The 25,184-nt window shown below is 55.8% G+C and carries 23 protein-coding genes; 17 read left to right on the forward strand and 6 right to left on the reverse strand.

Features of this window, described 5'->3' with window-relative positions; translation table 11 throughout:
* Window positions 1-9: 9 nt before the first annotated feature.
* The 7 genes from dapF (at window position 10) to ACL2XO_RS03020 (ending at window position 7,895) form a co-directional block, all read left to right on the forward strand.
* A complete protein-coding gene (gene dapF / locus ACL2XO_RS02990; protein WP_132923805.1) occupies window positions 10-834 on the forward strand; it encodes a diaminopimelate epimerase in 825 nt (274 codons plus the stop codon).
* Window positions 831-1,535, forward strand: coding sequence for a DUF484 domain-containing protein (locus tag ACL2XO_RS02995; RefSeq protein WP_413726369.1), 705 nt, complete (start codon window positions 831-833; stop codon window positions 1,533-1,535). Before dapF ends, ACL2XO_RS02995 begins: the two co-directional genes overlap by 4 nt.
* Window positions 1,532-2,443 (forward strand): tyrosine recombinase XerC, encoded by a 912-nt coding sequence (gene xerC, locus ACL2XO_RS03000; RefSeq protein WP_132923803.1) that lies wholly within the window; start codon window positions 1,532-1,534, stop codon window positions 2,441-2,443. The genes ACL2XO_RS02995 and xerC overlap by 4 nt, the downstream gene beginning before the upstream one ends.
* Entirely contained in the window at window positions 2,443-3,159 is a 717-nt protein-coding gene (gene yigB, locus ACL2XO_RS03005) for a 5-amino-6-(5-phospho-D-ribitylamino)uracil phosphatase YigB (protein WP_413742148.1), read from the forward strand. The genes xerC and yigB overlap by 1 nt, the downstream gene beginning before the upstream one ends.
* A 52-nt stretch (window positions 3,160-3,211) precedes the next feature.
* Window positions 3,212-5,374, forward strand: a complete 2,163-nt coding sequence (gene uvrD / locus ACL2XO_RS03010; protein WP_132923801.1) for a DNA helicase II — start codon at window positions 3,212-3,214, stop codon at window positions 5,372-5,374.
* A 409-nt stretch (window positions 5,375-5,783) separates the two neighbouring features.
* Window positions 5,784-6,734 carry a magnesium/cobalt transporter CorA gene (gene corA / locus ACL2XO_RS03015; RefSeq protein ID WP_132923800.1) on the forward strand — a complete coding sequence of 317 codons (951 nt, stop codon included), beginning with the start codon at window positions 5,784-5,786 and terminating at the stop codon, window positions 6,732-6,734.
* Between the two features lie 105 nt (window positions 6,735-6,839).
* Window positions 6,840-7,895 (forward strand): AbrB family transcriptional regulator, encoded by a 1,056-nt coding sequence (locus ACL2XO_RS03020; RefSeq protein ID WP_413742149.1) that lies wholly within the window; start codon window positions 6,840-6,842, stop codon window positions 7,893-7,895.
* On the opposite strand, the gene rarD is transcribed toward ACL2XO_RS03020, so the two are convergent.
* Window positions 7,866-8,774 carry an EamA family transporter RarD gene (rarD, locus tag ACL2XO_RS03025; RefSeq protein ID WP_132923798.1) on the reverse strand — a complete coding sequence of 303 codons (909 nt, stop codon included), beginning with the start codon at window positions 8,772-8,774 and terminating at the stop codon, window positions 7,866-7,868. The two genes, ACL2XO_RS03020 and rarD, sit on opposite strands and share 30 nt — an antisense overlap.
* 202 nt (window positions 8,775-8,976) lie before the next feature.
* On the opposite strand from rarD, the gene pldA reads away from it, so the two are divergent.
* The 3 genes from pldA (at window position 8,977) to rhtC (ending at window position 12,434) form a co-directional block, all read left to right on the forward strand.
* A complete protein-coding gene (pldA, locus tag ACL2XO_RS03030; protein ID WP_413742150.1) occupies window positions 8,977-9,846 on the forward strand; it encodes a phospholipase A in 870 nt (289 codons plus the stop codon).
* Window positions 9,847-9,913: 67 nt separating this feature from the next.
* Window positions 9,914-11,752: an ATP-dependent DNA helicase RecQ gene (gene recQ, locus ACL2XO_RS03035; RefSeq protein WP_132923796.1), complete on the forward strand. Its 1,839-nt coding sequence runs from the start codon at window positions 9,914-9,916 to the stop codon at window positions 11,750-11,752.
* 73 nt (window positions 11,753-11,825) lie between these two features.
* On the forward strand, window positions 11,826-12,434 hold the full coding sequence (gene rhtC / locus ACL2XO_RS03040) for a threonine export protein RhtC (RefSeq protein WP_132923795.1): 609 nt from the start codon (window positions 11,826-11,828) through the stop codon (window positions 12,432-12,434).
* On the opposite strand, the gene rhtB is transcribed toward rhtC, so the two are convergent.
* Entirely contained in the window at window positions 12,421-13,035 is a 615-nt protein-coding gene (rhtB, locus tag ACL2XO_RS03045; RefSeq protein ID WP_413742151.1) for a homoserine/homoserine lactone efflux protein, read from the reverse strand. The two genes, rhtC and rhtB, sit on opposite strands and share 14 nt — an antisense overlap.
* A 154-nt stretch (window positions 13,036-13,189) precedes the next feature.
* On the opposite strand from rhtB, the gene pldB reads away from it, so the two are divergent.
* Together pldB and yigL are read left to right on the forward strand one after the other, a co-directional pair.
* A complete protein-coding gene (pldB, locus tag ACL2XO_RS03050) occupies window positions 13,190-14,185 on the forward strand; it encodes a lysophospholipase L2 (RefSeq protein WP_243701478.1) in 996 nt (331 codons plus the stop codon).
* A 52-nt stretch (window positions 14,186-14,237) separates the two neighbouring features.
* The gene (gene yigL, locus ACL2XO_RS03055; protein WP_132923792.1) at window positions 14,238-15,038 is read left to right on the forward strand and encodes a sugar/pyridoxal phosphate phosphatase YigL; all 801 of its coding nucleotides are present in this window, start codon (window positions 14,238-14,240) and stop codon (window positions 15,036-15,038) included.
* A 173-nt stretch (window positions 15,039-15,211) separates the two neighbouring features.
* Here yigL and ACL2XO_RS03060 read toward each other — a convergent pair whose 3' ends face one another.
* Window positions 15,212-16,879 (reverse strand): methyl-accepting chemotaxis protein, encoded by a 1,668-nt coding sequence (locus ACL2XO_RS03060; RefSeq protein ID WP_203524333.1) that lies wholly within the window; start codon window positions 16,877-16,879, stop codon window positions 15,212-15,214.
* A gap of 427 nt (window positions 16,880-17,306) precedes the next feature.
* Here ACL2XO_RS03060 and ACL2XO_RS03065 point away from each other — a divergent pair, with 427 nt between their 5' ends.
* Window positions 17,307-18,002 (forward strand): pirin family protein, encoded by a 696-nt coding sequence (locus ACL2XO_RS03065; protein ID WP_413726374.1) that lies wholly within the window; start codon window positions 17,307-17,309, stop codon window positions 18,000-18,002.
* A gap of 111 nt (window positions 18,003-18,113) precedes the next feature.
* Here the strand turns inward: ACL2XO_RS03065 and ACL2XO_RS03070 are convergent, their stop codons facing one another.
* Entirely contained in the window at window positions 18,114-19,043 is a 930-nt protein-coding gene (locus tag ACL2XO_RS03070; protein ID WP_413742152.1) for a LysR family transcriptional regulator, read from the reverse strand.
* An 89-nt stretch (window positions 19,044-19,132) separates the two neighbouring features.
* Here ACL2XO_RS03070 and ACL2XO_RS03075 point away from each other — a divergent pair, with 89 nt between their 5' ends.
* From ACL2XO_RS03075 to gntT, 4 genes are all read left to right on the forward strand, one after another.
* Entirely contained in the window at window positions 19,133-19,441 is a 309-nt protein-coding gene (locus tag ACL2XO_RS03075) for a hypothetical protein (RefSeq protein ID WP_413726376.1), read from the forward strand.
* Window positions 19,438-20,019 carry a DUF2867 domain-containing protein gene (locus ACL2XO_RS03080; RefSeq protein WP_413742153.1) on the forward strand — a complete coding sequence of 194 codons (582 nt, stop codon included), beginning with the start codon at window positions 19,438-19,440 and terminating at the stop codon, window positions 20,017-20,019. The genes ACL2XO_RS03075 and ACL2XO_RS03080 overlap by 4 nt, the downstream gene beginning before the upstream one ends.
* A 67-nt stretch (window positions 20,020-20,086) precedes the next feature.
* Window positions 20,087-21,082: a gluconate operon transcriptional repressor GntR gene (gene gntR, locus ACL2XO_RS03085; protein WP_413726378.1), complete on the forward strand. Its 996-nt coding sequence runs from the start codon at window positions 20,087-20,089 to the stop codon at window positions 21,080-21,082.
* A gap of 286 nt (window positions 21,083-21,368) precedes the next feature.
* Window positions 21,369-22,688 (forward strand): gluconate transporter, encoded by a 1,320-nt coding sequence (gene gntT, locus ACL2XO_RS03090; RefSeq protein WP_413726379.1) that lies wholly within the window; start codon window positions 21,369-21,371, stop codon window positions 22,686-22,688.
* 142 nt (window positions 22,689-22,830) lie between these two features.
* Here gntT and ACL2XO_RS03095 read toward each other — a convergent pair whose 3' ends face one another.
* Together ACL2XO_RS03095 and ACL2XO_RS03100 are read right to left on the reverse strand one after the other, a co-directional pair.
* Window positions 22,831-23,868, reverse strand: coding sequence for a hypothetical protein (locus ACL2XO_RS03095; protein ID WP_413742154.1), 1,038 nt, complete (start codon window positions 23,866-23,868; stop codon window positions 22,831-22,833).
* A 237-nt stretch (window positions 23,869-24,105) separates the two neighbouring features.
* Window positions 24,106-25,095, reverse strand: a complete 990-nt coding sequence (locus tag ACL2XO_RS03100) for a LysR family transcriptional regulator (RefSeq protein ID WP_413742155.1) — start codon at window positions 25,093-25,095, stop codon at window positions 24,106-24,108.
* Window positions 25,096-25,184: the final 89 nt, after the last annotated feature.

The following is a 25,184-nucleotide window of genomic DNA, read 5'->3' on the forward strand; positions in this document are numbered from 1 at the left end:
GAGTTCGATATGCAGTTTTCCAAAATGCACGGTCTGGGAAACGACTTTATGGTCGTTGACGCCGTTACGCAAAACGTCTATTTTTCGCCGGAGCTTATCCGTCGTCTAGCTGACCGGCATTGCGGCGTGGGGTTCGATCAACTGCTGGTGGTGGAGCCCCCGTACGATCCCGAACTGGATTTTCACTACCGTATCTTCAACGCCGACGGCAGCGAAGTGGCGCAATGCGGTAACGGCGCCCGCTGTTTCGCCCGTTTCGTCAGAATGAAAAGTTTGACCAATAAGCGGGAATTACACGTCAGTACCCAAACCGAGCGGATGATCATCACCATTACCGATGATGATCAGGTGCGGGTAAATATGGGCGAGCCGAAATTCGAGCCGCAGGACATCCCTTTTCGCGCCGCCAAAGCGGAAAAAACCTACATTATGCGGGTAGCGGAGCAGACGGTGCTGTGCGGCGTGGTCTCCATGGGTAATCCCCACTGCGTTATTCAGGTGGAGGATACCGACGCCGCGCCGGTATCCTCCCTCGGTCCGCTGCTGGAAAATCACGAGCGTTTTCCCGAACGGGCTAATATCGGTTTTATGCAGGTGGTCAATCCCCAGAACATTCGCCTGCGGGTGTTTGAGCGCGGGGTGGGGGAAACCCAGGCTTGCGGCAGCGGCGCCTGCGCCGCAGTGGCGGTGGGCATCCTGCAGGGCGTACTGTCGCAACAGGTGAAGGTAGATTTACTGGGCGGCAGTTTGGAAATCAGTTGGAAAGGTCCGGGCAACCCGCTCTTTATGACCGGGCCGGCGGTGCATATCTACGACGGGTTTATTCATCTATGAAGAATATCGGGGAGCAAGTCGAGACGGCGCCGGTCCTGGACGACAGTACGGTTTCGCAATTCCTGGTACAAAATCCGGACTTTTTTATCCGCAACGCTCTCCAGGTCGAACAGATGCGCATTCCCCATGTCAATCGGGGCAGCGTCTCCCTGCTGGAGTGGCAGATAACGCGCCAGCGCCGGCATATCCAGCAGTTGGAAGAGGACATCGGCCGGCTCATGGAGGCGGCGGCGGATAATGAACAGCTGTTCAATCGCCTGCTGGATTTGCAAACCGACCTGGCTACCGCCGAAAGCCTGCAGGATTTCCTGAGCCGGCTGCAACGCTGGGCGCGCAGCCTCGGCTTATCCGGTGCGCATGTGCGTTTATTCACCGATAAATGGCTGATTGGCGCGCCGTCGGATTTCACCCATCTCGGCCTGTCCAGAACCGCCTTTGAGCCTTTGCGCATCCAGCGCCTAGGCCAGGGTAATCATTATCTGGGCACCCTTAACGGCCCGGAGCTGCTGCTGTTGATACCCCAGGCCAGACAGGTCGGTTCGGTGGCCATGACCCTGATGGGTGATGACGGCTCCCTCGGCGTGGTGATCTTCACCAGCCGCGACAGCCAGCATTATCAATCCGGCATGGGCACCGTTTTATTGCAACAACTGGCCGCTCTGCTGCCCGGTTTGCTGGTGCGTTGGGTCGCTCGGCTATGACCGCCGGAGAATCGCCCCTACAGCCGAAGGTGGACGCCTTTTTGCGCTATCTGCGGGTGGAGCGGCAATTGAGTCCGCTGACCCAGGCCAGTTATGCCCATCAGTTAACCGCGCTGGTGGTAATTGCCGACGATCTCGGCGTCGCCGAATGGACGCAGCTGGACGTAAGCCATGTGCGTTCGATGGCGACCCGCAGCAAGCGCCAGGGCTTACAGGCCGCCAGCCTGGCATTGCGTCTGTCGGCGCTGCGCAGTTTTCTTGATTTCCTGGTGGGACGGGGAGAGCTGAAGGCCAATCCGGCCAAAGGCGTTTCCGCGCCCCGCAACGGCCGCCATCTGCCGAAAAACATGGACGTAGACGAAGTCGATCGCCTGCTGGACATTGACAGCACTGACCCGCTGGCGGTGCGCGATCGCGCCATGCTGGAAATCATGTATGGCGACGGCCTGCGTCTGGCGGAAATGGTGAATCTCGACTGCGGCCATATCGATTTGGACGCCGGTGAAGTGAGAGTGGTGGGGAAGGGCAACAAAGAGCGCAAGCTGCCGCTGGGCAAATCCGCCGTCGCCTGGCTGCGGCATTGGCTGGCGCTGCGGGAATTTTTCGCCCCCGAGGATAATGCGGTATTTTTGGCGAAAACCGGTAAACGCATCTCCATGCGCAATGTGCAAAAACGTTTTGCCGAATGGGGAATAAAACAGGGCGTTGAAAGCCATGTCCATCCCCATAAGCTGCGCCATTCGTTCGCCACCCACATGCTGGAATCAAGCGGCGATTTAAGGGCGGTGCAGGAATTGCTGGGCCATGCCAATCTCTCCACCACGCAAATCTATACTCACCTTGATTTTCAACATCTGGCCCAGGTTTATGATGCCGCGCATCCCAGGGCCAAGCGAGGGAAGTCTTGATGCGTTTTTACCGTCCCCTGCGCCCCCTGCGGGCATTAACCTTTGATTTAGACGATACCCTGTATGATAACCGGCCGGTGATCGCCCGTACCGAACGGGAATCGCTGCTGTTTTTGCAGAATTATCATCCGGCCCTGAAATCCCTTGACGCGTCATACTACCGCCGTATCCGGGCCGAGCTGCGCCAGCGGGAGCCGGAAATCTATCACGATGTGACGCGCTGGCGCTGGCGCGCGCTGGAACAGGGCTTGCGCAATCAGGGATTCAGCGATGCCGAGGCCGGCGCCGGCGCGGATGCCGCCATGGCGGAGTTCGCCCGCTGGCGCAGCAGCATTGATGTTCCCGCTATCACGCACCAAACGCTGCGCGCTCTCGGCGCACGCTGGCCGCTGGTGGCCATTACCAACGGCAATGCATCGCCCGCGGCCTGCGGCCTGGCCGGCTATTTTGCGTTTGTGCTGCGCGCCGGTCCCGACGGGCGCGCCAAACCTTTTCGCGATATGTACCATCTGGCGGCGGAAAAACTCGGCCTGCCGCCGCAGAGTATCCTGCACGTGGGCGATGATTTGGCGGCGGATATTACCGGTGCCGTACAAAGCGGCCTGCAGGCCTGCTGGATAAACGATCGCGGCGGCAATTTCCGCCAGGCCCCCGACGCCCGCTTGTTGCCGCATTTGGAAATTTCGCGGCTGGAATCCCTTACAGCCTTGCTATAAGCATCGCGGTTGCTGTATAAATAACCAGTATATACGTACTAAAAGGCTCTTTATGGACGTCACTGAACTGCTTGCTGGCCTGAATGACAAACAACGCGAAGCCGTCGCCGCCCCGCGGGGCAACCTGTTGGTGCTGGCCGGCGCGGGCAGCGGTAAAACCCGGGTTCTGGTGCACCGTATCGCCTGGCTGCTGTCGGTGGAAAACAGCTCGCCCTATTCCATCATGGCGGTGACCTTCACCAATAAAGCCGCGGCGGAGATGCGCCATCGCATCGAGCATCTGCTCGGCCCGGGCCAGGGCGGCATGTGGATCGGCACCTTCCATGGTCTGGCGCACCGCTTATTGCGTGCCCATCATATGGATGCCGGCCTGCCGCAGGATTTTCAGATCCTGGACAGCGAGGATCAGCTGCGGCTGCTCAAGCGGATCATCCGCGCGCTGAACATCGATGAAAAGCAGTGGCCGCCCCGGCAGGCCATGTGGTACATCGGCGGCAAAAAAGACGAAGGGCTGCGTCCGCAGCATGTGGAGACCTACGGCAACCCCATTGAAGCCACCTGGCTGCGTATTTATCAGGCCTATCAGGAGGCCTGCGATCGCGCCGGGCTGGTGGATTTCGCGGAACTGCTCCTGCGCGCCCATGAGCTATGGCTGAACAAACCGCATATCCTGCAGCACTATCGCGATCGGTTCCGCAATATCCTGGTGGATGAGTTCCAGGATACCAACCGCATTCAGTACGCCTGGATCCGCCTGCTGGCCGGCGACCAGGGCAACGTGATGATCGTGGGGGACGACGATCAGTCCATCTACGGCTGGCGCGGCGCGCAGGTGGAGAATATCCAGCGTTTCCTTGATGACTTTCCCGGCGCGCAGACTGTCCGCCTGGAGCAGAACTACCGCTCCACCAGCAATATCCTGACGGCGGCCAACGCCCTGATTGCCCATAACGGCAGCCGGCTGGGGAAAAACCTCTGGACCGAGGACGCCGCCGGAGAACCCATTTCCATTTACTGCGCGTTTAACGAACTGGACGAAGCGCGCTTTGTGGTCAACCGCATCAAAACCTGGCAAGAGGGCGGCGGCGCCCTTAACGACAGCGCCATTCTTTACCGCAGCAATGCCCAATCCCGCGTCTTGGAAGAAGCTCTGCTGCAAAGCGCCATGCCGTATCGTATCTACGGCGGCCAGCGGTTTTTCGAACGGCAGGAAATCAAGGACGCGCTGGCCTATCTGCGTCTTATCGCCAACCGCAACGACGACTCGGCCTTCGAGCGGGTGGTGAATACCCCCACCCGCGGCATCGGCGATCGTACCCTGGATGTGGTGAGGCAAGCAGCCCGGGATCGCCAGCTCACCCTTTGGCAGTCCACCCGCGAGTTGCTGAATGAGCAGGTACTGGCCGGCCGCGCCGCCTCGGCTATGCGGCGCTTTATCGAACTGGTGGACGCCCTGGCGGAAGAGACCGCCGATCTCCCCCTGCACGTGTTAACCGACCGGGTGATCAAGAACTCCGGGCTGTGGATGATGTATGAGCAGGAAAAAGGCGAAAAAGGCCAGGCGCGCATCGAAAACCTGGAGGAACTGGTAACCGCCACAAGGCAGTACAGCTACCAGGACGAGGATGAAGATCTGATGCCGCTGCAGGCCTTCCTGTCCCATGCCGCGCTGGAAGCCGGCGAAGGGCAGGCGGACGCGTATCAGGACGCGGTGCAGCTGATGACGCTGCATTCGGCTAAAGGCCTGGAGTTCAGGCAGGTGTTTATCGTCGGCATGGAAGAGGGCATGTTTCCCAGCCAGATGTCACTGGATGAGGGCGGACGTCTGGAGGAAGAGCGCCGGCTGGCCTATGTGGGCGTCACCCGGGCCATGGAAAAACTGACCCTCACCTACGCCGAAACCCGCCGCCTCTACGGCAAAGAGGCCTTTCACCGGCCGTCGCGGTTTGTGGGCGAACTGCCCCAGGAGTGCGTGGAAGAGGTGCGTCTGCGGGCCAGCGTGTCGCGGCCGGCGAACCATCAGCGCATGGGGACGCCCCTGAGCGAAAACGACAGCGGCTTCATCCTGGGGCAGCGGGTGCGCCATCCCAAATTTGGTGAAGGAACCGTTATCAATCTGGAAGGCAGCGGCGAGCACAGCCGCTTGCAGATAGCCTTCCAGGGGCAGGGCATCAAATGGCTGGTGGCGGCCTATGCCCGGCTGGAGACGGTTTGACTCAGCCTGTGCCGTGCCGGCCGGTATAAAAAATATCCGCGCCGGCAGGCTCCTGCGGCAGACGTCACAAATAATTCATCAATCAAAAAGCAGATTGTGCAAAAAATAGGCCATTGTGTCGTCGTTGCATATTGACAGCCTTTTTAATCTCGGCGTAACATGCGCGCACTATGATTGTGAGAGGATTACGCCTTGGACGCCCCCAGTAGATACTGGCTCGATAATCTGTTTATCAGGTACCACTAAGGCTTCCCCTATGCTGATGGCCTTAGCGGTTGTCAGCGACCCGCATGTATGTGTCGCGCTGAGTCAGATCTTTGATGGTCTGGAACTTGTCGGTGACATTCTCACCCCCCGGTTTCTCCTCTAATGCGTTTCCCGCTAGACACCGCTAAGGAAGCCATGGCGTATGCTTAACGCGTTTAAATTGGATCATAATCGCCTATCCCGTCTTGAATTGGATGAAGGCGATACGTTAACCGGTTCTCTCTGGGTGGATCTGATCGAGCCCGAGAACGGGGAGCGCGAAAAAGTTCAGGATGAGCTGGGACAAAGCCTGGCGACCCGCCTCGAACTGGAGGATATCGAAGCCTCCGCCCGTTTTTTCGAAGACGAGGACGGACTGCATATCCATTCGTTCTTTTTTTATGAAGACGCCGAGGATCATGCCGGTAACGCCACGGTAGCGTTCACCATCCGCGACGGCCGCCTCTACACCCTTCGCGAGCGTGAACTGCCGGCGTTCCGGCTGTACCGCATGCGCGCCCGCAGCCAGACCCTCACTGACGGCAATGCCTATGAGCTGCTGCTGGATTTGTTCGAAACAAAAATAGAGCAGTTGGCTGACGAGATTGAAAACATCTACAGCGATCTGGAAGCGCTGAGCCTGGTCATTATGGAAGGGCATCAGGGCGATGAATACGATGAAGCCTTGTCTACCCTGGCGGAATTGGAGGACGTGGGCTGGAAGGTCCGCCTGTGCCTGATGGATACCCAGCGCGCGCTCAATTTCCTGGTGCGCAAGGCGCGTTTACCTTCCGGCCAGCTGGAGCAGGCGCGTGAAATCCTGCGGGATATCGAATCGCTGTTGCCCCATAATGAATCGCTGTTCCAGAAGGTCAACTTCCTGATGCAAGCGGCAATGGGCTTTATCAACATCGAGCAAAACCGCATCATCAAAATCTTCTCCGTGGTATCGGTGGTCTTTCTGCCGCCGACGCTGGTGGCGTCCAGCTACGGCATGAACTTCGAGTTTATGCCCGAGCTGAAATGGTCGTTTGGCTATCCCGGCGCCATTGCATTGATGATCCTGGCAGGCCTGGCGCCTTACCTGTACTTCAAGCGTAAAAACTGGCTATAACGCTGAGGGCGCGCCGGAAATAAGAAGATAATTTGTACGATAATTACTTATCTTGTTTCTGGTTTATGCTAAAACAATATGTTTTAGCATTACAGACAATTAACAATGAAACATTTGCCGTTATCTCTCCAGTGGCTGATATTGCTGTTTTTCTCGTTGGCGCTGGGGTCCGCCCTGCAGTTGTATCACCTGCCGGCCGCCCTATTGCTCGGCCCGATGCTGGTGGGCGTGGTGATGGCTCTGTCCGGATCAACCCTGCATATCTCGCCTAAGGTTTTTATCGCTTGCCAGGCGGTGATCGGCTGCATGATAGCCTTGGTGCTCTCTCCGGCCATTCTCGGGATCCTGGTATCCTATTGGTGGCTGGTGGTAGTGGTGGTCTTGATGACGCTGGTGGCCAGCGGCCTGTCCGGCTTCCTGCTGGTGAGGTTCAGCAGCCTGCCCGGACCTACCGGGGCATGGGGCTCCTCGCCGGGAGGCGCGTCGGCCATGGTGGCCATGGCGGGGGAGTTCGGCGCGGATGTCAGGCTGGTGGCGTTTATGCAATACCTGCGCGTCTTGTTTGTGGCGGCGGCCGCCGCGATGGTAGCCCACCTCAGCCTCGGCGCGCAGAATAACGCGTCGGCGGAGATAATCTGGTTTCCCTCACTGGACTATCGTTTTGCCGCGACGCTTATCATTGCCGCCGTCGGCGCCTGGCTGGGCAGAAAACTGCATATACCGGCCGGGGCGCTGCTGATTCCCATGCTGGCGGGGGCGATGCTGCATATTACCGGTACCCTTACCATACAGGTCCCGCAGTGGCTATTGGCGCTGGCCTATGCTTTTATCGGCTGGAGCGTCGGCTTGCGGTTCACCCCGGCCATTGTGTTGCAAGCCTTGAAAACCCTTCCGCAGATGGTGGCGTCCATCGTGGGATTGATTCTGCTGTGCAGCGCGATGGCCTGGATTATGACCCTCTTGCTGCCGGTGAGCCTGCTTACCGCCTATTTGGCCACCAGCCCGGGCGGATTGGACACTGTGGCCATTATTGCCGCCGGCAGCCATGCGGATATGAGTTTTGTAATGGCCATGCAGAGCCTGCGGCTACTCTCCATCCTGTTGCTCGGCCCGGCCATAGCGCGCTTTATTTCACGCAATGCCGCGCCGCCCGTGGCGTGATTTTTTCTGCCAAAGCACGGCGTCGAAGATAAACACGGCCAGCGCCAGCCAGATAAAGCTGAACGCGTAGAGCTTGTCTTGGGTCATGGCCTCGCCATAGCAGAACACCGCCAGCAAAAACATCAGCGTCGGGCCGAGATACTGGAAAAATCCCAGGGTGGAAAGCCGCAGATTATTGGCGGCGTCGGCAAACATCAGCAGCGGCACCGTGGTGATGATCCCCGCCGAGATCAGAAGCAGATTCAGCGACAGGCTGTTATCCCCCAGGTGGCTGGTGGGGCTGTCGGCGAAGTAGAACAGATACCAGGCGCCCACCGGCAACAGCCATAAGGTTTCAATCAGCATGCCGATTTGCGGGTCGATGCCGAGCCTTTTTCGCAGCAGGCCGTAAAAGGCAAAGCTGAAGGCCAGGCCAAGGGCAATGAGCGGCAGCGAACCGAATCTCCACAGCTGCATCAGCACGCCGCATGCCGCCAGCAGCACCGCCAGCCATTGCAATTTCCGAAACCGCTCGCCGAGAAACAGAATGCCCAGCAGGATATTCACCAGCGGGTTGATAAAATAACCGAGGCTGGCTTCCAGCATATGGCGATGATTCACCGCCCAGATGTACAGCAGCCAGTTGCCCCCCACCAACAGCGAGGTCAGGCCCAGCATCAGCAGCGTCCTGCGCTGGCGGAATATTGCCCTGACCTGCGCCCATTTGCCGCAAAGGGTCAACAACGCCGCCATGAAAAATACCGACCAGATAATCCGGTGGGTCAGGATCTCGGTGGCGGGCACCTGCTGGATCTGCTTGAAATAGGCCGGCGCCAGTCCCCAAATCAAGTATGCGCCGAGCGCGCATAACACGCCTCGGCGCGTGGATTGTTTATACATGAATCAACCAGACGGCAGTAAAGAAGCCAGCAAGTATAAGCCAAGCCCGTCGGGTTTGGCAGAGAGTAAGGTTTTCGTTAAAAAAAATCATGTTTTGGCAAATCGTGATAAATAAAAGCTTATCGTTAATGAAAATAGCTATTTGTGTGTAAACTAATTCAATTGCATACTTTTTGCGTTGCGCACTTAGGAGATAAAAAATATGCGTAAGCTTTTGGGGGCCGTAGTACTTTTGGCAGGATCATCCACCGCTGTATATGCACAAGAAGCAACAGTAAAAACCGTTCCGGATGCACCCCCGGTCCGAGGCAGTATTATCGCCAATCTGCTGCAGGACCACGATAATCCCTTTCTTCTTTATCCCTATGAAAGCAACTATGTAATCTATACCTACACCAGCGACATCAATAAAGAGGCCATCAAGAGCTACGACTGGTCCGATCATGCCCGCAAAGATGAACTTGATTTCCAACTGAGCCTGGCATTCCCCCTCTGGCGCGGTATCGCCGGCGACAACTCGTTATTGGCGGCGTCCTATACCCAGGGATCCTGGTGGCAGGCCTCCAATACCAAAGAGTCCTCACCGTTTCGCGAAACCAATTATGAACCGCAGCTGTTTCTCGGCTGGGCTACCGACTATGATTTCGCCGGCTGGACACTGCGGGATGTGGAAGTGGGTGTCAACCATCAGTCCAACGGCCGGTCGGATCCCACTTCACGCAGCTGGGACCGCGCCTATACCCGCCTGATGGCGCAAAACGGCAACTGGCAGGTGGAGCTGAAACCCTGGCTGCACTTCGGCAGCATGGATGATAATCCGGATATCTCCAAGTACATGGGTTATTATCGTCTGAAAATCGGCTACGCTTGGGGACCCAGCGTGTTTTCGGTGGAGAGCCATTATAACTGGAACAGCGGTTACGGCAGCGGCCAGCTGGGTTGGAGCTATCCTCTTACCAAACACGTACGTTTCTACACCCAGCTTTTTAGTGGTTACGGCGAGTCGCTAATTGATTATAATCACCGCCAAACCCGAATCGGCGTGGGTTTCATGCTTAACGACATGATGTAAAATGTTGCGGTGTTAATGACGGGCGCGGGAAATGGCGCTGTTCTGCAGGGAATAAGTTGGGGATGATGTGTCGACGGCGTTGGTGATAGATCGGGAAGCGCTGGCTGAACAGGTGTTGCACGACACCTTCGGCTATCAGCAATTCAGGCCGGGTCAGCAAGCATTGATTAATGCCGTCATGGGCGGCAGGGATTGTCTGGCGGTTATGCCCACCGGCGGCGGCAAGTCCTTATGCTACCAGATACCCGCCCTGGTGATGGAGGGGCTGACGCTGGTGGTCTCGCCGCTGATTTCCCTGATGAAGGATCAGGTGGATCAGCTGCTGGCCTACGGCGTGGCCGCCGCCTGCCTGAACTCCACCCAGACCCGCGAGCAGCAGCATGAAATCATGGCGGCATGCCGTGAAGGACGCATCAAACTGCTCTATATCGCCCCCGAGCGTCTGATGATGGACAACATGCTCGATCAACTGCTGCAATGGCAACCGGCCATGATTGCGGTGGATGAAGCCCATTGCATCTCCCAATGGGGCCATGATTTCCGTCCGGAATACCGGGCGCTGGGGCAAATCAAGCGGCATTTCCCCGGTCTGCCGTTTATTGCCCTTACCGCCACCGCGGACGATACCACCCGGCAGGATATTGTCCGCCTGCTGGACTTGCAGGATCCGCTGATTCAAATCAGCAGTTTCGATCGCCCCAATATCCGCTATACGCTGGTGGAAAAATACAAACCTTTCGAACAGCTGTGGCATTTTGTGCAGGGGCAGCGCGGCAAATGCGGTATTATCTATTGCAATAGCCGATCGCGGGTGGAAGATATCAGCGCGCGCTTGCAAAGCAAGGGCATCAGCGCCGATGCCTATCATGCCGGCCTCAGCAACGATCGGCGCGGGCAGGTTCAGGAGGCCTTTCAGCGCGATGATCTGCAGATCGTCGTGGCCACGGTGGCTTTCGGAATGGGCATCAACAAGCCCAATGTGCGCTTTGTGCTGCATTACGACATCCCGCGCAATATCGAATCCTATTATCAGGAAACCGGCCGCGCCGGCCGCGACGGCCTGCCGGCGGAAGCCATTTTATTTTACGATCCGGCGGATATGGCCTGGCTGCGCCGCTGCCTTGAGGAAAAACCTCCCGGCGAGCAGCAGGATATCGAGCGCCATAAGCTCAACGCCATGGGCGCCTTTGCCGAAGCGCAAACCTGTCGCCGGCTGGTGTTGCTGAATTATTTCGGCGAGGGCCGCCAGCAGCCCTGCGGCAACTGCGACATTTGCCTCGATCCGCCGAAGCGCTATGACGGGCTGGAAGAGGCCCGCAAGGCCCTCTCCTGCGTTTACCGGGTGGGGCAGCGTTTCGGCATGGGCTATATCGTCGAGGTGCTGCGCGGCGCCAATAGCCAGCGTATACGAGAATATGCCCATGACCAGCTGCCGGTATACGGCATCGGCCGCGATCGCACCAGCGAGCATTGGGTCAGCGTACTGCGGCAGTTGATTCACCTGGGATTGGTAAGCCAGAATATTACCCGGCATTCGGCGCTGCAGTTGACCGAATCGGCCCGTCCGGTGCTTCGGGGCGAAGTGCCTCTGATGCTGGCGGAGCCGCGGGTGGCGAACCTGAAATCCCGCAGCGCGCCGAAAACCTATGGCGGCAACTATGACCGGCAACTGTTCGCCAAGCTGCGTAAACTGCGCAAGTCCCTGGCGGACGAGGCCAACGTGCCGCCCTATGTGGTGTTCAATGATGCCACTCTACTGGAAATGGCGGAACAATTGCCGGTCACCGCCAATGATTTATTAAGGGTGAACGGCGTCGGTCACCGCAAGCTCGATCGTTTCGGCATGCCTTTCCTGACGATCATCCGCGATCACCTGATTGACGACGACGCGTTGCCGGTGCGCTGATGCGCCGAGAATAGAATCAAGATACCCACACACCTGCAGCTTGAAGTATGACGGGTAGAGAGGAGAGTTAATAATGTTAATGCTGTTCGCCACCGTGGCCATGGTCCATCTGATTGCGCTGATGAGCCCGGGGCCGGATTTTTTCTTCATCTCCCAAACCGCGGTCAGCCGTTCCCGCCACGACGCCATGCTGGGCGTGCTGGGCATCAGCCTCGGCGTCGCCGTTTGGGCGGCGCTGGCGTTAATGGGCCTGCATCTGCTGCTGACGAAAATGCAGTGGCTGCATAGCATTATCACGGTGGGGGGCGGTATGTATCTTTGCTGGCTGGGCTGGCAGTTGCTGCGTTCCGCCCGCCATCCCGGGACGCAAACCGCCGAGCCGCTGCCGCATCAGGGATATAGCTTTTTGCGCGGCCTGTTTACCAATCTGGCCAACCCCAAGGCGCTGATTTATTTCGGCAGCGTCTTCTCGCTGTTCGTCGGCGATAATGTCGCCGCCGGCGCGCGCTGGGGCCTGTTTTTCATGATCGTCGGCGAGACCCTGTTCTGGTTCACGCTGGTGGCGATAGTGTTCGCCCTGCCGGCCATGCGCCGCGGCTACCAGCGCCTGGCGCGCTGGATAGACGGCGTGGCGGGAGTATTTTTCGCCGGTTTTGGCATCAGCCTGATTATTTCGCGGTAGCCAGCAGCGCGCCCACCATGATAAACAGCGAGCCGAAAGTGCGGTTCAGCCGCCGCATTTGACGGGGTCCTTTCAGGACGTGGGCAATGCGGGTTGCCAGGCCGGCATAGCCAATCATGACAATAATATCCATCACCAGGGTGGTAACGCCAAGCACCAGGTATTGTGCCCCCTGGGGATGTTGCGTCAGGACAAATTGCGGGAACAGCGCCGCCAGGAAGACAATGCTTTTGGGATTGGTGAGGTTGACAAAAACACCGCGCCGGAACAATTGCCGGCGCGGCATTTTGCCTGTCGGAGCGGCAAGGGTAAAGGTGCCGGCGGCGCGCCATTGCTGGATGCCCAGCCAGCAAAGATAAGCCACCCCCAGCCATTTCAGGATTTCAAATGCCAGCAGGGAATGCGAGAACAGCGTTCCAAGCCCGATACCCACCAGCAGAATATGCGTGGCCAGGCCCACCTGCAGCCCGGCAATGGACGCCACGGCGCCCCGATAACCATGGCTGATGCCGGTGCTCATGGTATTGATGGCGCCGGAACCGGGGGAAAGGCTAAGGAGGGTTGTGGTCAGGAGATAGGTAAGCCACCAGTCCCAGGTCATTAAATGCGCTCCCTGTATAGGTATTTTAATATCACTGCAACCCGAATAGTTTAGGTTGTATTACAATGTAAGCTTTTCCCCCACTTTACAGCAATATTTTCCGGCGCGCCGGACCTTAATTTTTTTGCCCCGCGTCATGCCAGGAGTATCAAGGGTGGTTTCAGGACATAAACAGAGCTGGTTGACACGCGAAGAACAATTCGCTGCTTTTTACACCGGTCCGCTGTTGGATTTTTGGCGCCGGCGCGAGGAGGGCGAATTTATCGGCGCCCAGGGCATGCCGATTCGTTTTGTCCGTTTACGTTCTCCCCGCCATAATAAAGTGGTGGTTATCAGCACCGGCCGCATTGAAAGCTACGTTAAATATCCTGAAATCGCTTATGATTTGTACCATTGCGGTTATGATGTGATGATAATCGATCATCGCGGCCAGGGGCGATCCGGCCGCCTGCTGGCGGATACCCATCGCGGACATGTTCTGCAATTCAATGATTATATTGCGGATTTTACTCAATTCTGGCAATGTTACGTTGAGACCGGCGGTTACAGCCGCCGTTTCGCCCTGGCGCACTCCATGGGGGGCGCGATATTGGCTTTGTTCCTGGCCGCCTACCCTGAATCCTGCGATGCCGCGGTATTATGCGCCCCCATGTTCGGTATCCGTTTACCGATGCCGCACTGGCTGGCCTGGAAGATACTGGAATGGACCGAACGGCGGCCCGCCATGCGCGATTATTACGCAATCGGCACCGGCCAGTGGCGTCCGATGCCTTTTATGCTTAATTTGCTGACCCACAGCTGGCAACGCTACCGGCGCAGTTTACGGTTTTATGCCGACGATCCGGAATTACGGATTGGCGGCCCGACCTATCATTGGGTCAGGGAGGGAATTCTGGCGGGCAACGATATCCTGGCCAAGGCCGCCGCCATTACCACGCCGCTGCTGCTGCTCCAGGCCGGTGAAGAAAAGGTTGTGGATAACCGTAGCCAGAATGCTTTCTGCCGGGCCATGGCCGACGCCGGTCACCCATGTGAAGGAAATAAACCCGTCAGGATCGAAGGCGCCCGGCACGAGATACTGTTCGAGAAGGATCCCTTGCGCGCCGAGGCGCTGAACATAATCACCGCTTTTTTCGCGCGGCATCATTAATTTTATTCCGGCGGTCTTCACCGTCGCTAACGCCAGAGGTTTAACAAGAATCATGTTTCACGTTGTCGTATCTGATTTGGACGGTACCCTGCTTGCGCCGGACCACACCCTCAAGCCTTACACCAAAGAAACTTTGCAACTGCTCACCGCCCGGGATATTCATTTTGTGTTCGCCACCGGCCGGCACCACATTGATGTGTCTCAAATCCGCGATAATCTGGGCATCAGCGCCTATATGATCACCTCCAACGGCGCTCGCGTGCATAATCCCGACGGTGAACTGATTTTCGCCCACGATCTGGACAGCGATATTGCCGGCGAGCTGTTCAGCCTGGTTCATGACGATCCGAAAATACTCACCAACGTTTATCGCCGTGATGACTGGTATATGAACCGTGACCGCCTCGATCAGCAGGATTTTTTCCGGGAGTCAGATTTCAACTACCAGCTGTTCGAACCGGGCATGCTGCCCACTGACGGCATCTGCAAAGTGTATTACACCAGTGACGATCATGACCGGTTAACGGAGCTGGAAGCCGCACTCAATGCGCGCTGGGGCGATCGGGTCAATGTCAGCTTCTCGCTGCCGGTTTGTCTGGAAGTCATGGCCGGCGGGGTCTCCAAGGGCCATGCGCTGGATCAGGTGGCTAAAACCATCGGTTACTCTTTGGCGGACTGTATCTCCTTTGGCGACGGTATGAATGATAAAGAGATGCTGGCCATGGCCGGTAAAGGTTTTATCATGGGTAATTCCCATCAGCGCTTGAAGGAGCTGCTGCCCGAGCTGGAAGTGATTGGCACCAATGAAGAAGAAGCCGTGTCCCGTTTATTGCGAAAGATGTATCTGGGCTAAAAAAAGACTTTACAAGTGCGAATGATAATGATTATTATCTCCATGCGTTCCGGATTTCCTCTCTGATGAGAGGGAGCCGCGAAAGCACGACATTGCTCACATTGCTTCCAGTAATACTTGAGCCGGCTTGGGTGCCGGCTTTTTTTTGCGCGTCGTAAGGCCAATGTCAAACCTCAGAATGACGCCCAGCTTTCCCCTTTGCCCGGTTGCCCCTCTTTGGCCGGCTGCGGGTCCTGGTCCGCGGAAGGTTTGTCCTCAATCGCCTCATGGTGCGAGAGGGCATCGGCCAGCGAGGCTGAAGTCAGTTTGAACGTACTGACTATTTGCGTCAGGGATGCCGCCTGGGCCTGAAGTGAAACTGCCGCCGAGGCTGCTTCTTCCACCAACGCCGCGTTTTGTTGCGTGGAACTGTCTATCTGTCCGACAGCGACATTGATTTGGTGAATGCCGTCGCTTTGTTCGTTACTGGCCTGGGAAATTTCCTTGATAATATCAGTGACATTGTTCACGTTGGCCACCATGTCCGCCATAGAAGTACCCGCTTCTTCAACAAGTTTCATACCGTCATGTATCTGATTGACGGATTCATCAATCAGGTTTTTGATCTCTTTGGCCGCGGTTGCGCTGCGTTGGGCTAAGGCCCTTACTTCACTGGCCACCACGGCAAAACCGCGACCGTTTTCGCCGGCGCGGGCGGCTTCGACCGCGGCATTCAGCGCCAGAATATTGGTCTGGAACGCAATGCTGTCGATAACGCCGATGATTTCCGACATAGACTCCGATGATTTGCGGATGCTGCGCATCTTGTCCGTGACATGCCCCATCAGTTCACCGTTGTGTTTCACTATGCCGGACGCCCGCGCCGACACATCCGTTGCCTCGGCGGTATTCGCCGCCGTGTTCTTGATAGTTGAAGTCAATTGCTCCAGTGAGGCCGCGGTTTCCTCGATGGAAGCAGCCTGTTCCTCGGTGCGTGATGAGAGATCCTGATTACCCGAGGCGATTTGAGCCGTGGCGGCGGCAATCGCCTCGGCGCCATCCCTGACACGCTGTACAATACGATGCAGGTTGATATTCATATCTTCCAACGCCCGCAGCAATAAGCCGGTCTCATCCTTGGCGGTGATGGTTGCCGAGCCGGTCAAGTCGCCTTCCGCCACCTTCCTGGCCACGTTTACCGCCCGCTGAAGCGGGTGGGTAATACTCAGCGTAATGCGCCAGGCAATGAGAATACCCATGGCGAGGCTACCGAGAATCAATATTATCAGCACCAAACGGATTAATTTAAAATCCTCTGAAACCCGGAACTGGGAATTGAGCATTTTACTATCTTGGAGGGCAATGAATTTTTTTATTCCCGAACGGTATTCGGCAATAAGGGGCAAAGATGTCTCCATAAACTCGCGGGTCGCCGTCGTTTTATCTCCGCTGAGCATAGCGGCCTCGAAACGTTTGTTGGACGCGATAAAATCCTGCCGTACGGTGATGAGGTCTTTCAAAATCTGCATGGAGGGCGGATCCGTCAGGGCGCTCGCCATTGAATCGTATTCTTCTCCGATCTGTTTCCGAATATCTATTATATGATTGATTTGGTGGTTGACACCGGTGGTATCGGCAGCCAGCAGAATATATTGCTGCGTTGCTATAATTTGATTGAATTCGTCGACGATATTATTTGCGCTGACAGTGACCGGGTAGTCCACTGAAACGATACGAATGATGTTTTTATTGAACTTAGCAAGATTAAAGATGGATATTACGCCGGATAGTAGAATTAAGATTAATAGCAACGTAAAACCTATCGTTAATCTGCGACCAATTTTTATATTCGCAAGCCTCATACTCACTCCTAGATAACTACAGCCATTTCATAACCCCTATCCCTGTGTGTCGTTTCAGATGGGGGAATGCGCTTTCCTAACGTGGAAAATGAAGACGATGTTTCTGCACTCAGCTTACTTATCGGATAGGCGGAGCGCTTCTTTACGATTTTGATCGGTTTAATCTTTCTTAGAAAATTTTATGATAGGCGGTGACTATCATGTTTTGTTTATTGATCGATTATAGTTATATGATTGTAAAGCGATGTTTATCTATCGGTACGTTATCTGAAAAAAAACGAATCTTCCAGCGTCCTTATCTGCAGGCAAAACCTCTGAAGCTACCGGCTTGATACATTCAAATTTTTTGATGTCTGCGGTGAGTTTTTTATCCTTTCATATTCTCAGCCCAGGGATAGACTGTAAAAAACATTGAGGAGACTTGAACATGATTTATTTACGTGCTGCAAAAGATCGGGGTCATGCCAACCATGGCTGGCTGGATAGCTGGCATTCGTTTTCGTTTTCCGACTACTACGATGCCAATTTCATGGGGTTTTCCGCTCTAAGGGTCATTAACGAAGACCGTATCGCGGAAGGTAAAGGTTTCGGGACCCATCCGCATAAGGACATGGAAATCCTGACCTACGTACTGGAAGGGACGGTGGAACACCAGGACAGCATGGGCAATAAAGAACAAATCCATGCCGGTGAGTTCCAGATCATGAGCGCCGGTACCGGCATACGCCATTCTGAATACAATGGCCGTGACGACGTTCCGCTGCACTTGTACCAGATTTGGATCCTGCCGCAAGAAGCCGGCCTGACGCCGCGCTACGAACAGCGCCGCTTTGACGCGCCGCAGGGACGGCAACTGGTGCTGTCGCCGGATGCGCGGGAAGGCTCGTTGAAGGTATTCCAGGATATGACCCTGACCCGCTGGGCTTTGGGAGCCGAGGCGCAGGACACGCTGGCGCTGGAACCCGGCCGCAGGGTTTGGATCCAGGTGGTGCGCGGCCAAGTGGATATCAATGGGCAACAGGCGCATGCCGGCGACGGGCTGGCGATATGGGATGAAAGCGTCTTAACCCTGCGGGCCACAGAGGACAGTGAAATACTGGTATTTGATTTACCGCCGGTATAAGGGATGCGTTTTGTCAATGAGACAGCGGCAAACGGGCGGTGAACGGACAGGTTTTCGGTATCTTGCCGAAAGCCTGTTTTTTTTGCCAAGCGTGCGGCGGTTTCCCAGCGGTCAAACCTGCCAGGACGACGGCAAGGCGGCGATAAAATCCATCACGATTTGTGTCCGCCTGGGAGTTAATCGCCTTTGCAGGCGCACGGCGGAGAGCGTTGACGCATCAGTCCGCCACTCTTTCAGGATTTCCACCACCCTGCCGCTGCGCAGGTCATCCAATCCCAGCCATGAGGGCGCCCAGCAGATGCCGAATCCGGCGCGGACCATCTCCCAAACCATTTCGCCATCATCGAATACATGCTCCGCCCGCGGAATGTGGCGTACATCGTCCCCGGTGGCCGGCGAGGTAAAATGCCAGTTATCAATCTGGCCGGTGGCCTTGTTTCTAAAACCAATCAATGCATGGGATGACAGCGCCGACGGTGTGTCCGGTATGCCATGGCGCTGGAGATAGTCCGGGGAGGCGCAGGCTATCCAGGGAAACCGGTAGAGTTCACGGGAAACATAGCCCGGCCAGCCGCCGAGCTCACCGGCGCGAATGGCGATATCGATGCCCCGCGCAGCCAGATCCGCGATATCGTCGCCAAACTGCAGCTCAATCTGGATTCCCTGATGCGTTCTCAGGAAAACGGGCAGCTCAGGCATAATGCACCTTCGCGCGAACGCGGCCGGAGCGGCTATCCTAACCCGTCCCGAGGCGCCGCCGTTGCCAAGGTCCGCCAGCAGATTTTCCGCCTGCGCGAGCTCGCTTATCAAACGGCGTCCTTCCACCAGCAAACGATCCCCCTCATCAGTCAGGGAGAGGGAGTGAGTCGTGCGGTGCAATAAGCGAACGCCATGGGCCTTTTCGAACCGGCTGACGGCTTTCGACATGGATGACGTGGTTGTGCCTGCCCGGCGGGCGGCTTCAGCGAAGGAACCTGCTTCGACAATACGGACAAACCATAACAGCTGAAGCAGTCCGGAGGGTAACGGTGGTATTGACATGAATTCAACACTAACATGAACCAGAGGTCTCTACCAGGATCGTTATTTCCCGCCGATACTTTTTATTTCCCATTGCGAAGGAGTTGAGAATGAAATTTCTGGCCCTGCTAACCCCCGCGGCGCAACGGACTCTCGCCGAGTTCGCGCCTTATGCTATTGAAGAGGAAATAGCCATATGGGGTGCGTATCGGAACGGACAACTGCGTGAATGCTATTTTCAATCCAGTCCGCCGGAGGTGACGTTGATTTACGAAGCGGCGGATGTGGCCGATGTCCATATCGAACTGGACCGACTGCCGATGATCAAAGCCGGCCTGCTGGAACGGCGGGTGGTTCATCTGGGCCCCTGGCTACCTATTGAGGCGGTATTCGATAAAACAATAATGGCTCCTCAATGAACCGGACCAGCATACTGCCGGGAATCGACGGTTGGGAACTGTGCCGGGTCAGGTCTGTTCCTTTACCGGCCGAAAGCGGCATCGCGCCGCTGGCGGCCGGCGCCGACCTGGCGGATGCGTTCGCCGTAGCGATACCGCCTCACGCCTCCCTGGATATAAACCAGTGGGCCGGCGCCGTACTCGAACATCCCGCACCCTGGGTCCGCACGCTTCTGGCGCTGCGGGATATCGCCGTGTCCGGTTTCGGTCTGAAGACCTCCGGCGAACTGCGCCGCGAGGCGCGGGCCGGCCACGAAAGCCCCATCGATTTTTTCCCCGTCAAATCGCGTTCGCCCCATGAGATTATCCTCGGCGCCGATGACCGGCATCTGGATTTCAGCCTTTCTCTGCTGATCCGCGCCGCGCCGGCGCATAAATCGGGCTACCAGCTGGTGGCCACGAGCATTGTTCATTGCCACAACCCTCTTGGCCGCGCCTATCTTAACGTCATTACGCCGTTTCACGTTTTGGTGGTCAAGAATGGATTGCGGCGTTCGGTGCGGTGGATTTCCCCCGCGCCCTCGGGGCTTTCGCTATAAACATACTCGCCGCCGGTTTTTTTTGCTAAACTACACCCCATTCCGAGCTGGGGCCGTTATCACGCTAATGAAGAAAAAAAGACCGGGTCTTCAAGATGTTGCCGATAAAGTGGGCGTCACCAAAATGACGGTGAGCCGTTATCTGCGCAACCCGGCTTTGGTTTCCGAAGCGTTGCAATGTAAAATCGCCGGCGCGCTGGACGAGCTGGGCTATATCCCCAACCGGGCGCCGGACATCCTGTCCAACGCCACCAGCCGGGCTATCGGCGTGCTGCTGCCCTCGCTGACCAACCAGGTTTTCGCCGAGGTGCTGCGCGGCATTGAAACCGTCACCGATGCCAACGGTTATCAAACCATGTTGGCCCACTACGGTTATCAACCGGAAACGGAAGAGCTGCGGCTGACCTCGCTGTTGTCCTATAACATCGACGGCCTGATCCTGGCGGAGCGTTCCCATACGCCCCGTACCCTGAAAATGATTGAAGTGGCGGGTATCCCGGTGGTGGAGATCATGGACAGCGTCTCGCCGTGCCTGGATATCGCGGTGGGTTTCGATAATTTCGAAGCGGCGCGGCAGATGACGCTGCTGATGCTGGATCGCGGCCACCGCCATATTGTCTATTTCGGCGCCCGCCTGGATGAGCGCACCATTATCAAACAGCGGGGTTACGAACAGGCCATGCGCGAACAGGGGTTGCCTGTCCATAGCGTAATGATCGTCGAGTCATCGTCCTATTCCACCGGCGTGGATTTGTTGCGCCAGGCTCGGCAAGAGTATCCGGCCATCGACGGCATAATCTGCACCAATGACGACCTGGCCATCGGCGCGGTGTTTGAATGCCAGCGGCTCGGCCTGCGCATTCCGCAGGACATTGCGGTGGCGGGTTTCCACGGCCATGATATAGGCCAGGTCATGCAACCCAAACTGGCCAGCGTGCTCACACCTCGCGAGGAGATGGGCCGCCTTGGCGCGGAAAAATTGCTGGCCCGGTTACGGGGCGAGGTTGTCGATCCGGTAAAAGTGGATCTTGGCTTTACGTTGCTGGCCGGCGAGAGTATCTGATTCACCTGTTCATTACCCCCCATCTTCTTCTTATTCATCGCAGCGTCATTTACCAGGGTCATATTTATGATCCACATCCCAAAACGCTAATTTAGTCTCCAGAGTGGATTCCTTATCTGCGAATGTTACCGGTATCATGATACCGGTAACATCACCAATACTACTATGCTCAAACGGTTGGTTGGGAAATCACCCCTAATTGCGCATCACTAACCCGAATGCATAACTACTCGAAGGCCGGGGAATTCAAACCCTTGCCGGGAAAAAAAGCCATTGAGGATTTTTTATGCCGCTCTTTATCGTTGCTGTCGGTGTGGCATTACTGCTGCTCCTGATGATTCGTTTTAAACTGAATGGATTTATTGCCTTGATCGTGGTGGCGCTATTGGTCGGCGTGCTTGAAGGAATGCCAGTGAGCAAGGTGCTTGATTCCATTAAAAATGGTGTCGGCGGGACATTAGGCAGCCTGGCGCTGATTATCGGCTTCGGCGCCATGCTGGGTAAGCTGCTGGCGGATTGCGGCGGCGCGCAGCGCATCGCCACCACCCTGATTGAAAAATTCGGTAAGCAAAACGTTCAATGGGCTGTGGTATTGACCGGCTTTACCGTGGGTTTCGCCTTGTTTTACGAAATCGGTTTCGTCTTGATGATCCCGCTGGTTTTCAGTATCGCCGCGACGGCGCGGATTCCGCTGCTGTATGTGGGGGTGCCCATGGCGGCCGCGCTGTCCGTCACCCATGGTTTCTTGCCGCCCCATCCCGGACCGACGGCGATAGCCACCATATTTCATGCTGATATGGGCAAGACCTTGCTGTTCGGCGCGATTTTGGCCGTGCCCACGGTTATCCTCGCCGGCCCGGTTTACAGCCGCTTTCTCAAAGATATCGATAAACCGGTGCCGGAAGGTCTGTATAACCCGAAAATCTTCACCGATGCGGAAATGCCAAGCTTCGGCGTCAGCGTCTGGACCTCGCTGATACCGGTGGTGCTGATGGCCTTGCGCGCGGTGGCGGAAATGTCTTTGCCCGCCGGCCACCCGATCCGGACCTATGCCGATTTCCTCGGCGACCCGATTATGGCGACGCTGATTTCAGTGCTGATTGCCATCTTTACCTTTGGCATCAACCGCGGCCGTACGGTGGATCAGGTGATGGGAAGCATCAGCGACGCGGTAAAGATCATTGCCATGATCCTGTTGATTATCGGCGGTGGCGGCGCGTTTAAACAGGTGCTGGTGGATAGCGGCGTGGGTACCTATATCGCTCGGCTGATGACGGGCAGTTCAATTTCACCCTTGTTGCTGGCCTGGTCCATCGCCGCCATCCTGCGTATCGCCCTGGGATCCGCCACGGTGGCGGCCATCACCGCCGGCGGTATCGCCGCGCCGCTCATTGCGTCCACCGGCGCCAGCCCCGAGCTGATGGTGATCGCCGTGGGTTCCGGCAGCGTTATCTTCTCCCATGTGAACGATCCGGGCTTCTGGCTGTTCAAGGAGTATTTCAACCTGACCATCATGGAAACCATCCGGTCATGGTCGGTACTGGAAACCATTATTTCGGTCTGCGGCCTGGTAGGCTGTCTGCTGCTGAATATGGCGATTGCCTAACGGACGTCCCGGCCCCCCGGCCGGGAATGTAATGCGCCGTCAGTGTGTCCGGATGATTTATTCACCCATCATCCCGCCGGCGATTTGCGATCCTCTCCGTCGACGCAAATTAGACAAAATCTTCAGTCCCTGCGCCCGGTTCCTACGCTATCAGGTTAGAAACTTCCAACATCTCCTGTGCGTTATGATCGGTCAGGATCAGCGTTTCTTTTCGATGGACATTTGCGCTATTAAACCTGTGGGCAAAATAATCCCGCAGACCCATACCGGACATACCTTGGCCCTTGATGGCTTTTCCGCCAGAAAACAAGATATCCTTTTGGACGTCATAGTAGCTGAAATGTCCCACTCCGCCGCTGATTTGTAGAATGCAGCCCTGAGGATAGGCGTTTACGATGTGAACCCGAAGGTTATCCGCATTTTCTTTCAGCATTTTTTCCGATGCCCTGATAAACAGGCTGGATTTATTTATAGAGCTTTTGTACTGCTCGACGTTGATATCACCGATATAAATCACGTCTTTTTCGCCGGAAATAAGGCAGCCAAAATCAATTTGCAGGCTACGTTTGGCTATGTACTCAAGTGAAGGAGGTAAGACAAATTTGTGTGGGTCCGTTGCGCCGCTGCGTAAATATTCCGAGATCACATAGCAGAGTGGTTCTATTTGGGCATGAATATTTATAATTATATCTAATTCATTATGTTTTCTTTCAGTATAATGTTTCAATACGGTAGCGTAAGTATCGGTGCCCTTGAAAAAATTCTTATTATTGAAGATAAAACGCTCAATAATTATGGGTATCTCTACGAAATTGATATAGTCAACAAAATATATTTTTTCCCCGATGGTCAGCACCATGCCGTCGCCGTTATTTTCGACAATGAAAACCATATTATTTGATAAGGTGACTCTCGTGCCCTCTGAGCCGGCAGACGATTCCAAGGCCAATGACAGGTAAATATTGTGCAGATCATTAATATAATCTTCTCTTTGAGCGCCGTTGAGGGTATAAAGAGGATTATCGGTTTCTAGGGCGTTAGGTTGCGAATGTCCGCTGTTAAGGCTTATCTTAAGCAGCTCAAGCATCCTCTTTCCCGGCGAACCGGAATAGGTGTTGTTCTCGTTGTTGAGAATATGCAACGGCATATGGGGTTGCTGGTTTGCGGATACTGGGAGCATATCTCACCCTTACGGAATATGAAGTGTTGGAGCGTAATGGATAATGGCGTCGAGCAGATAGGCTCACTGCTTCATCCTACAGGTAATAATTAAGAAATAAAGACCGAAGACGTTGAATTAGATTTTTTTCAGGAAGTTTATTTTGTATTTAATTTTAATTACATATTTGCTCGGAAATATTATCTTAAAAATTATTTTATGGACATATTTCTATATAAACAGTACTACATAAACTGTTCATACATTATCTCTGGTATTTTTCATCAGCAGCAATGCATTGCCATCCCGTGGCAAAGCCAGCGCCCTTAACTCAGCCGGCTCCAGAAAAAATCGGCGGTTGCCCGCCAGATGCTTCACCATAAAATCAATAAAGGTCCTTACCCTCAGCGGCAATTCCGTCCGCTGGCCGTAATACATATAGATACCTTCATGATCGGTGACATGCTGAACCAATAGCGGTATCAGCCTGCCGCTGCGGATAGGCTCGGCGGCGGTGAAGCTGCCCAACTGGCCGATGCCCAGCCCGTCGAGCACCGCCTGGGCCTCCCCTTCGATATCATTGGTGCAAAAACGGGGCGTTACGTCCTGATATACCAGTTCGTCGTTGACGCGAAACTCCCAGGGGGCGATTTTTCCGGTATTCGCCGTGCGGTAGCCGGTACAGGAATGCAGGGCAAGCTGTTCTATTGAGGCCGGCGCCCCGTGCCGTTCAATATAAGACGGCGCGGCGCAAACGATCATCTGAATCGGCAGCAGATGACGCGCAATGGCCCCCTCCGACGGCAGTGCGCCGCCCCGGAAACCCACGTCCGCCCGATCCCCCACCAGATCGGTGAAACGGTCTTCAAGCTGGACATCCAGCTGTACTTCCGGATAGGCATCACAAAAGGCCATGAAATAGGTATGAAACAACGATAGACCCAACGCTCTCGGGGCGCTGACCTTTAACGGTCCTTCAATGATCTCGGTGGAACGCCGCGCGGCGGCGTAGGCGCCGGTGACCAGTTCTATGCCGGGTTTCACGCTGTCCAGAAAACGTTGCCCTTCTTGCGTCAGGCTTAATTTGCGGGTGGTGCGATGGAACAAGCGGATACCAAGGCTATTTTCCAGTTGCATCACCGCCTGACTGGCCGCCTGGGGTGAAATCCCTTGGTCAATGGCGGCCTTGCGTAAACTACCCAGCGCCGCGGCCCGGATAAAAGTGGTTATCGCGCGAATTTCATTCATGGCCCGTCCCGTGATTCGCAAGTAAATACGGATTATCAGTCTAGCAAATGTCATCTAGTTTATTACAAACCATTCTTTATACTTTCTTC

The organism is Sodalis sp. RH15 (genome assembly GCF_047324255.1).
In the GTDB taxonomy this organism is placed as follows: Bacteria; Pseudomonadota; Gammaproteobacteria; order Enterobacterales; family Enterobacteriaceae; genus Acerihabitans; species Acerihabitans ligni.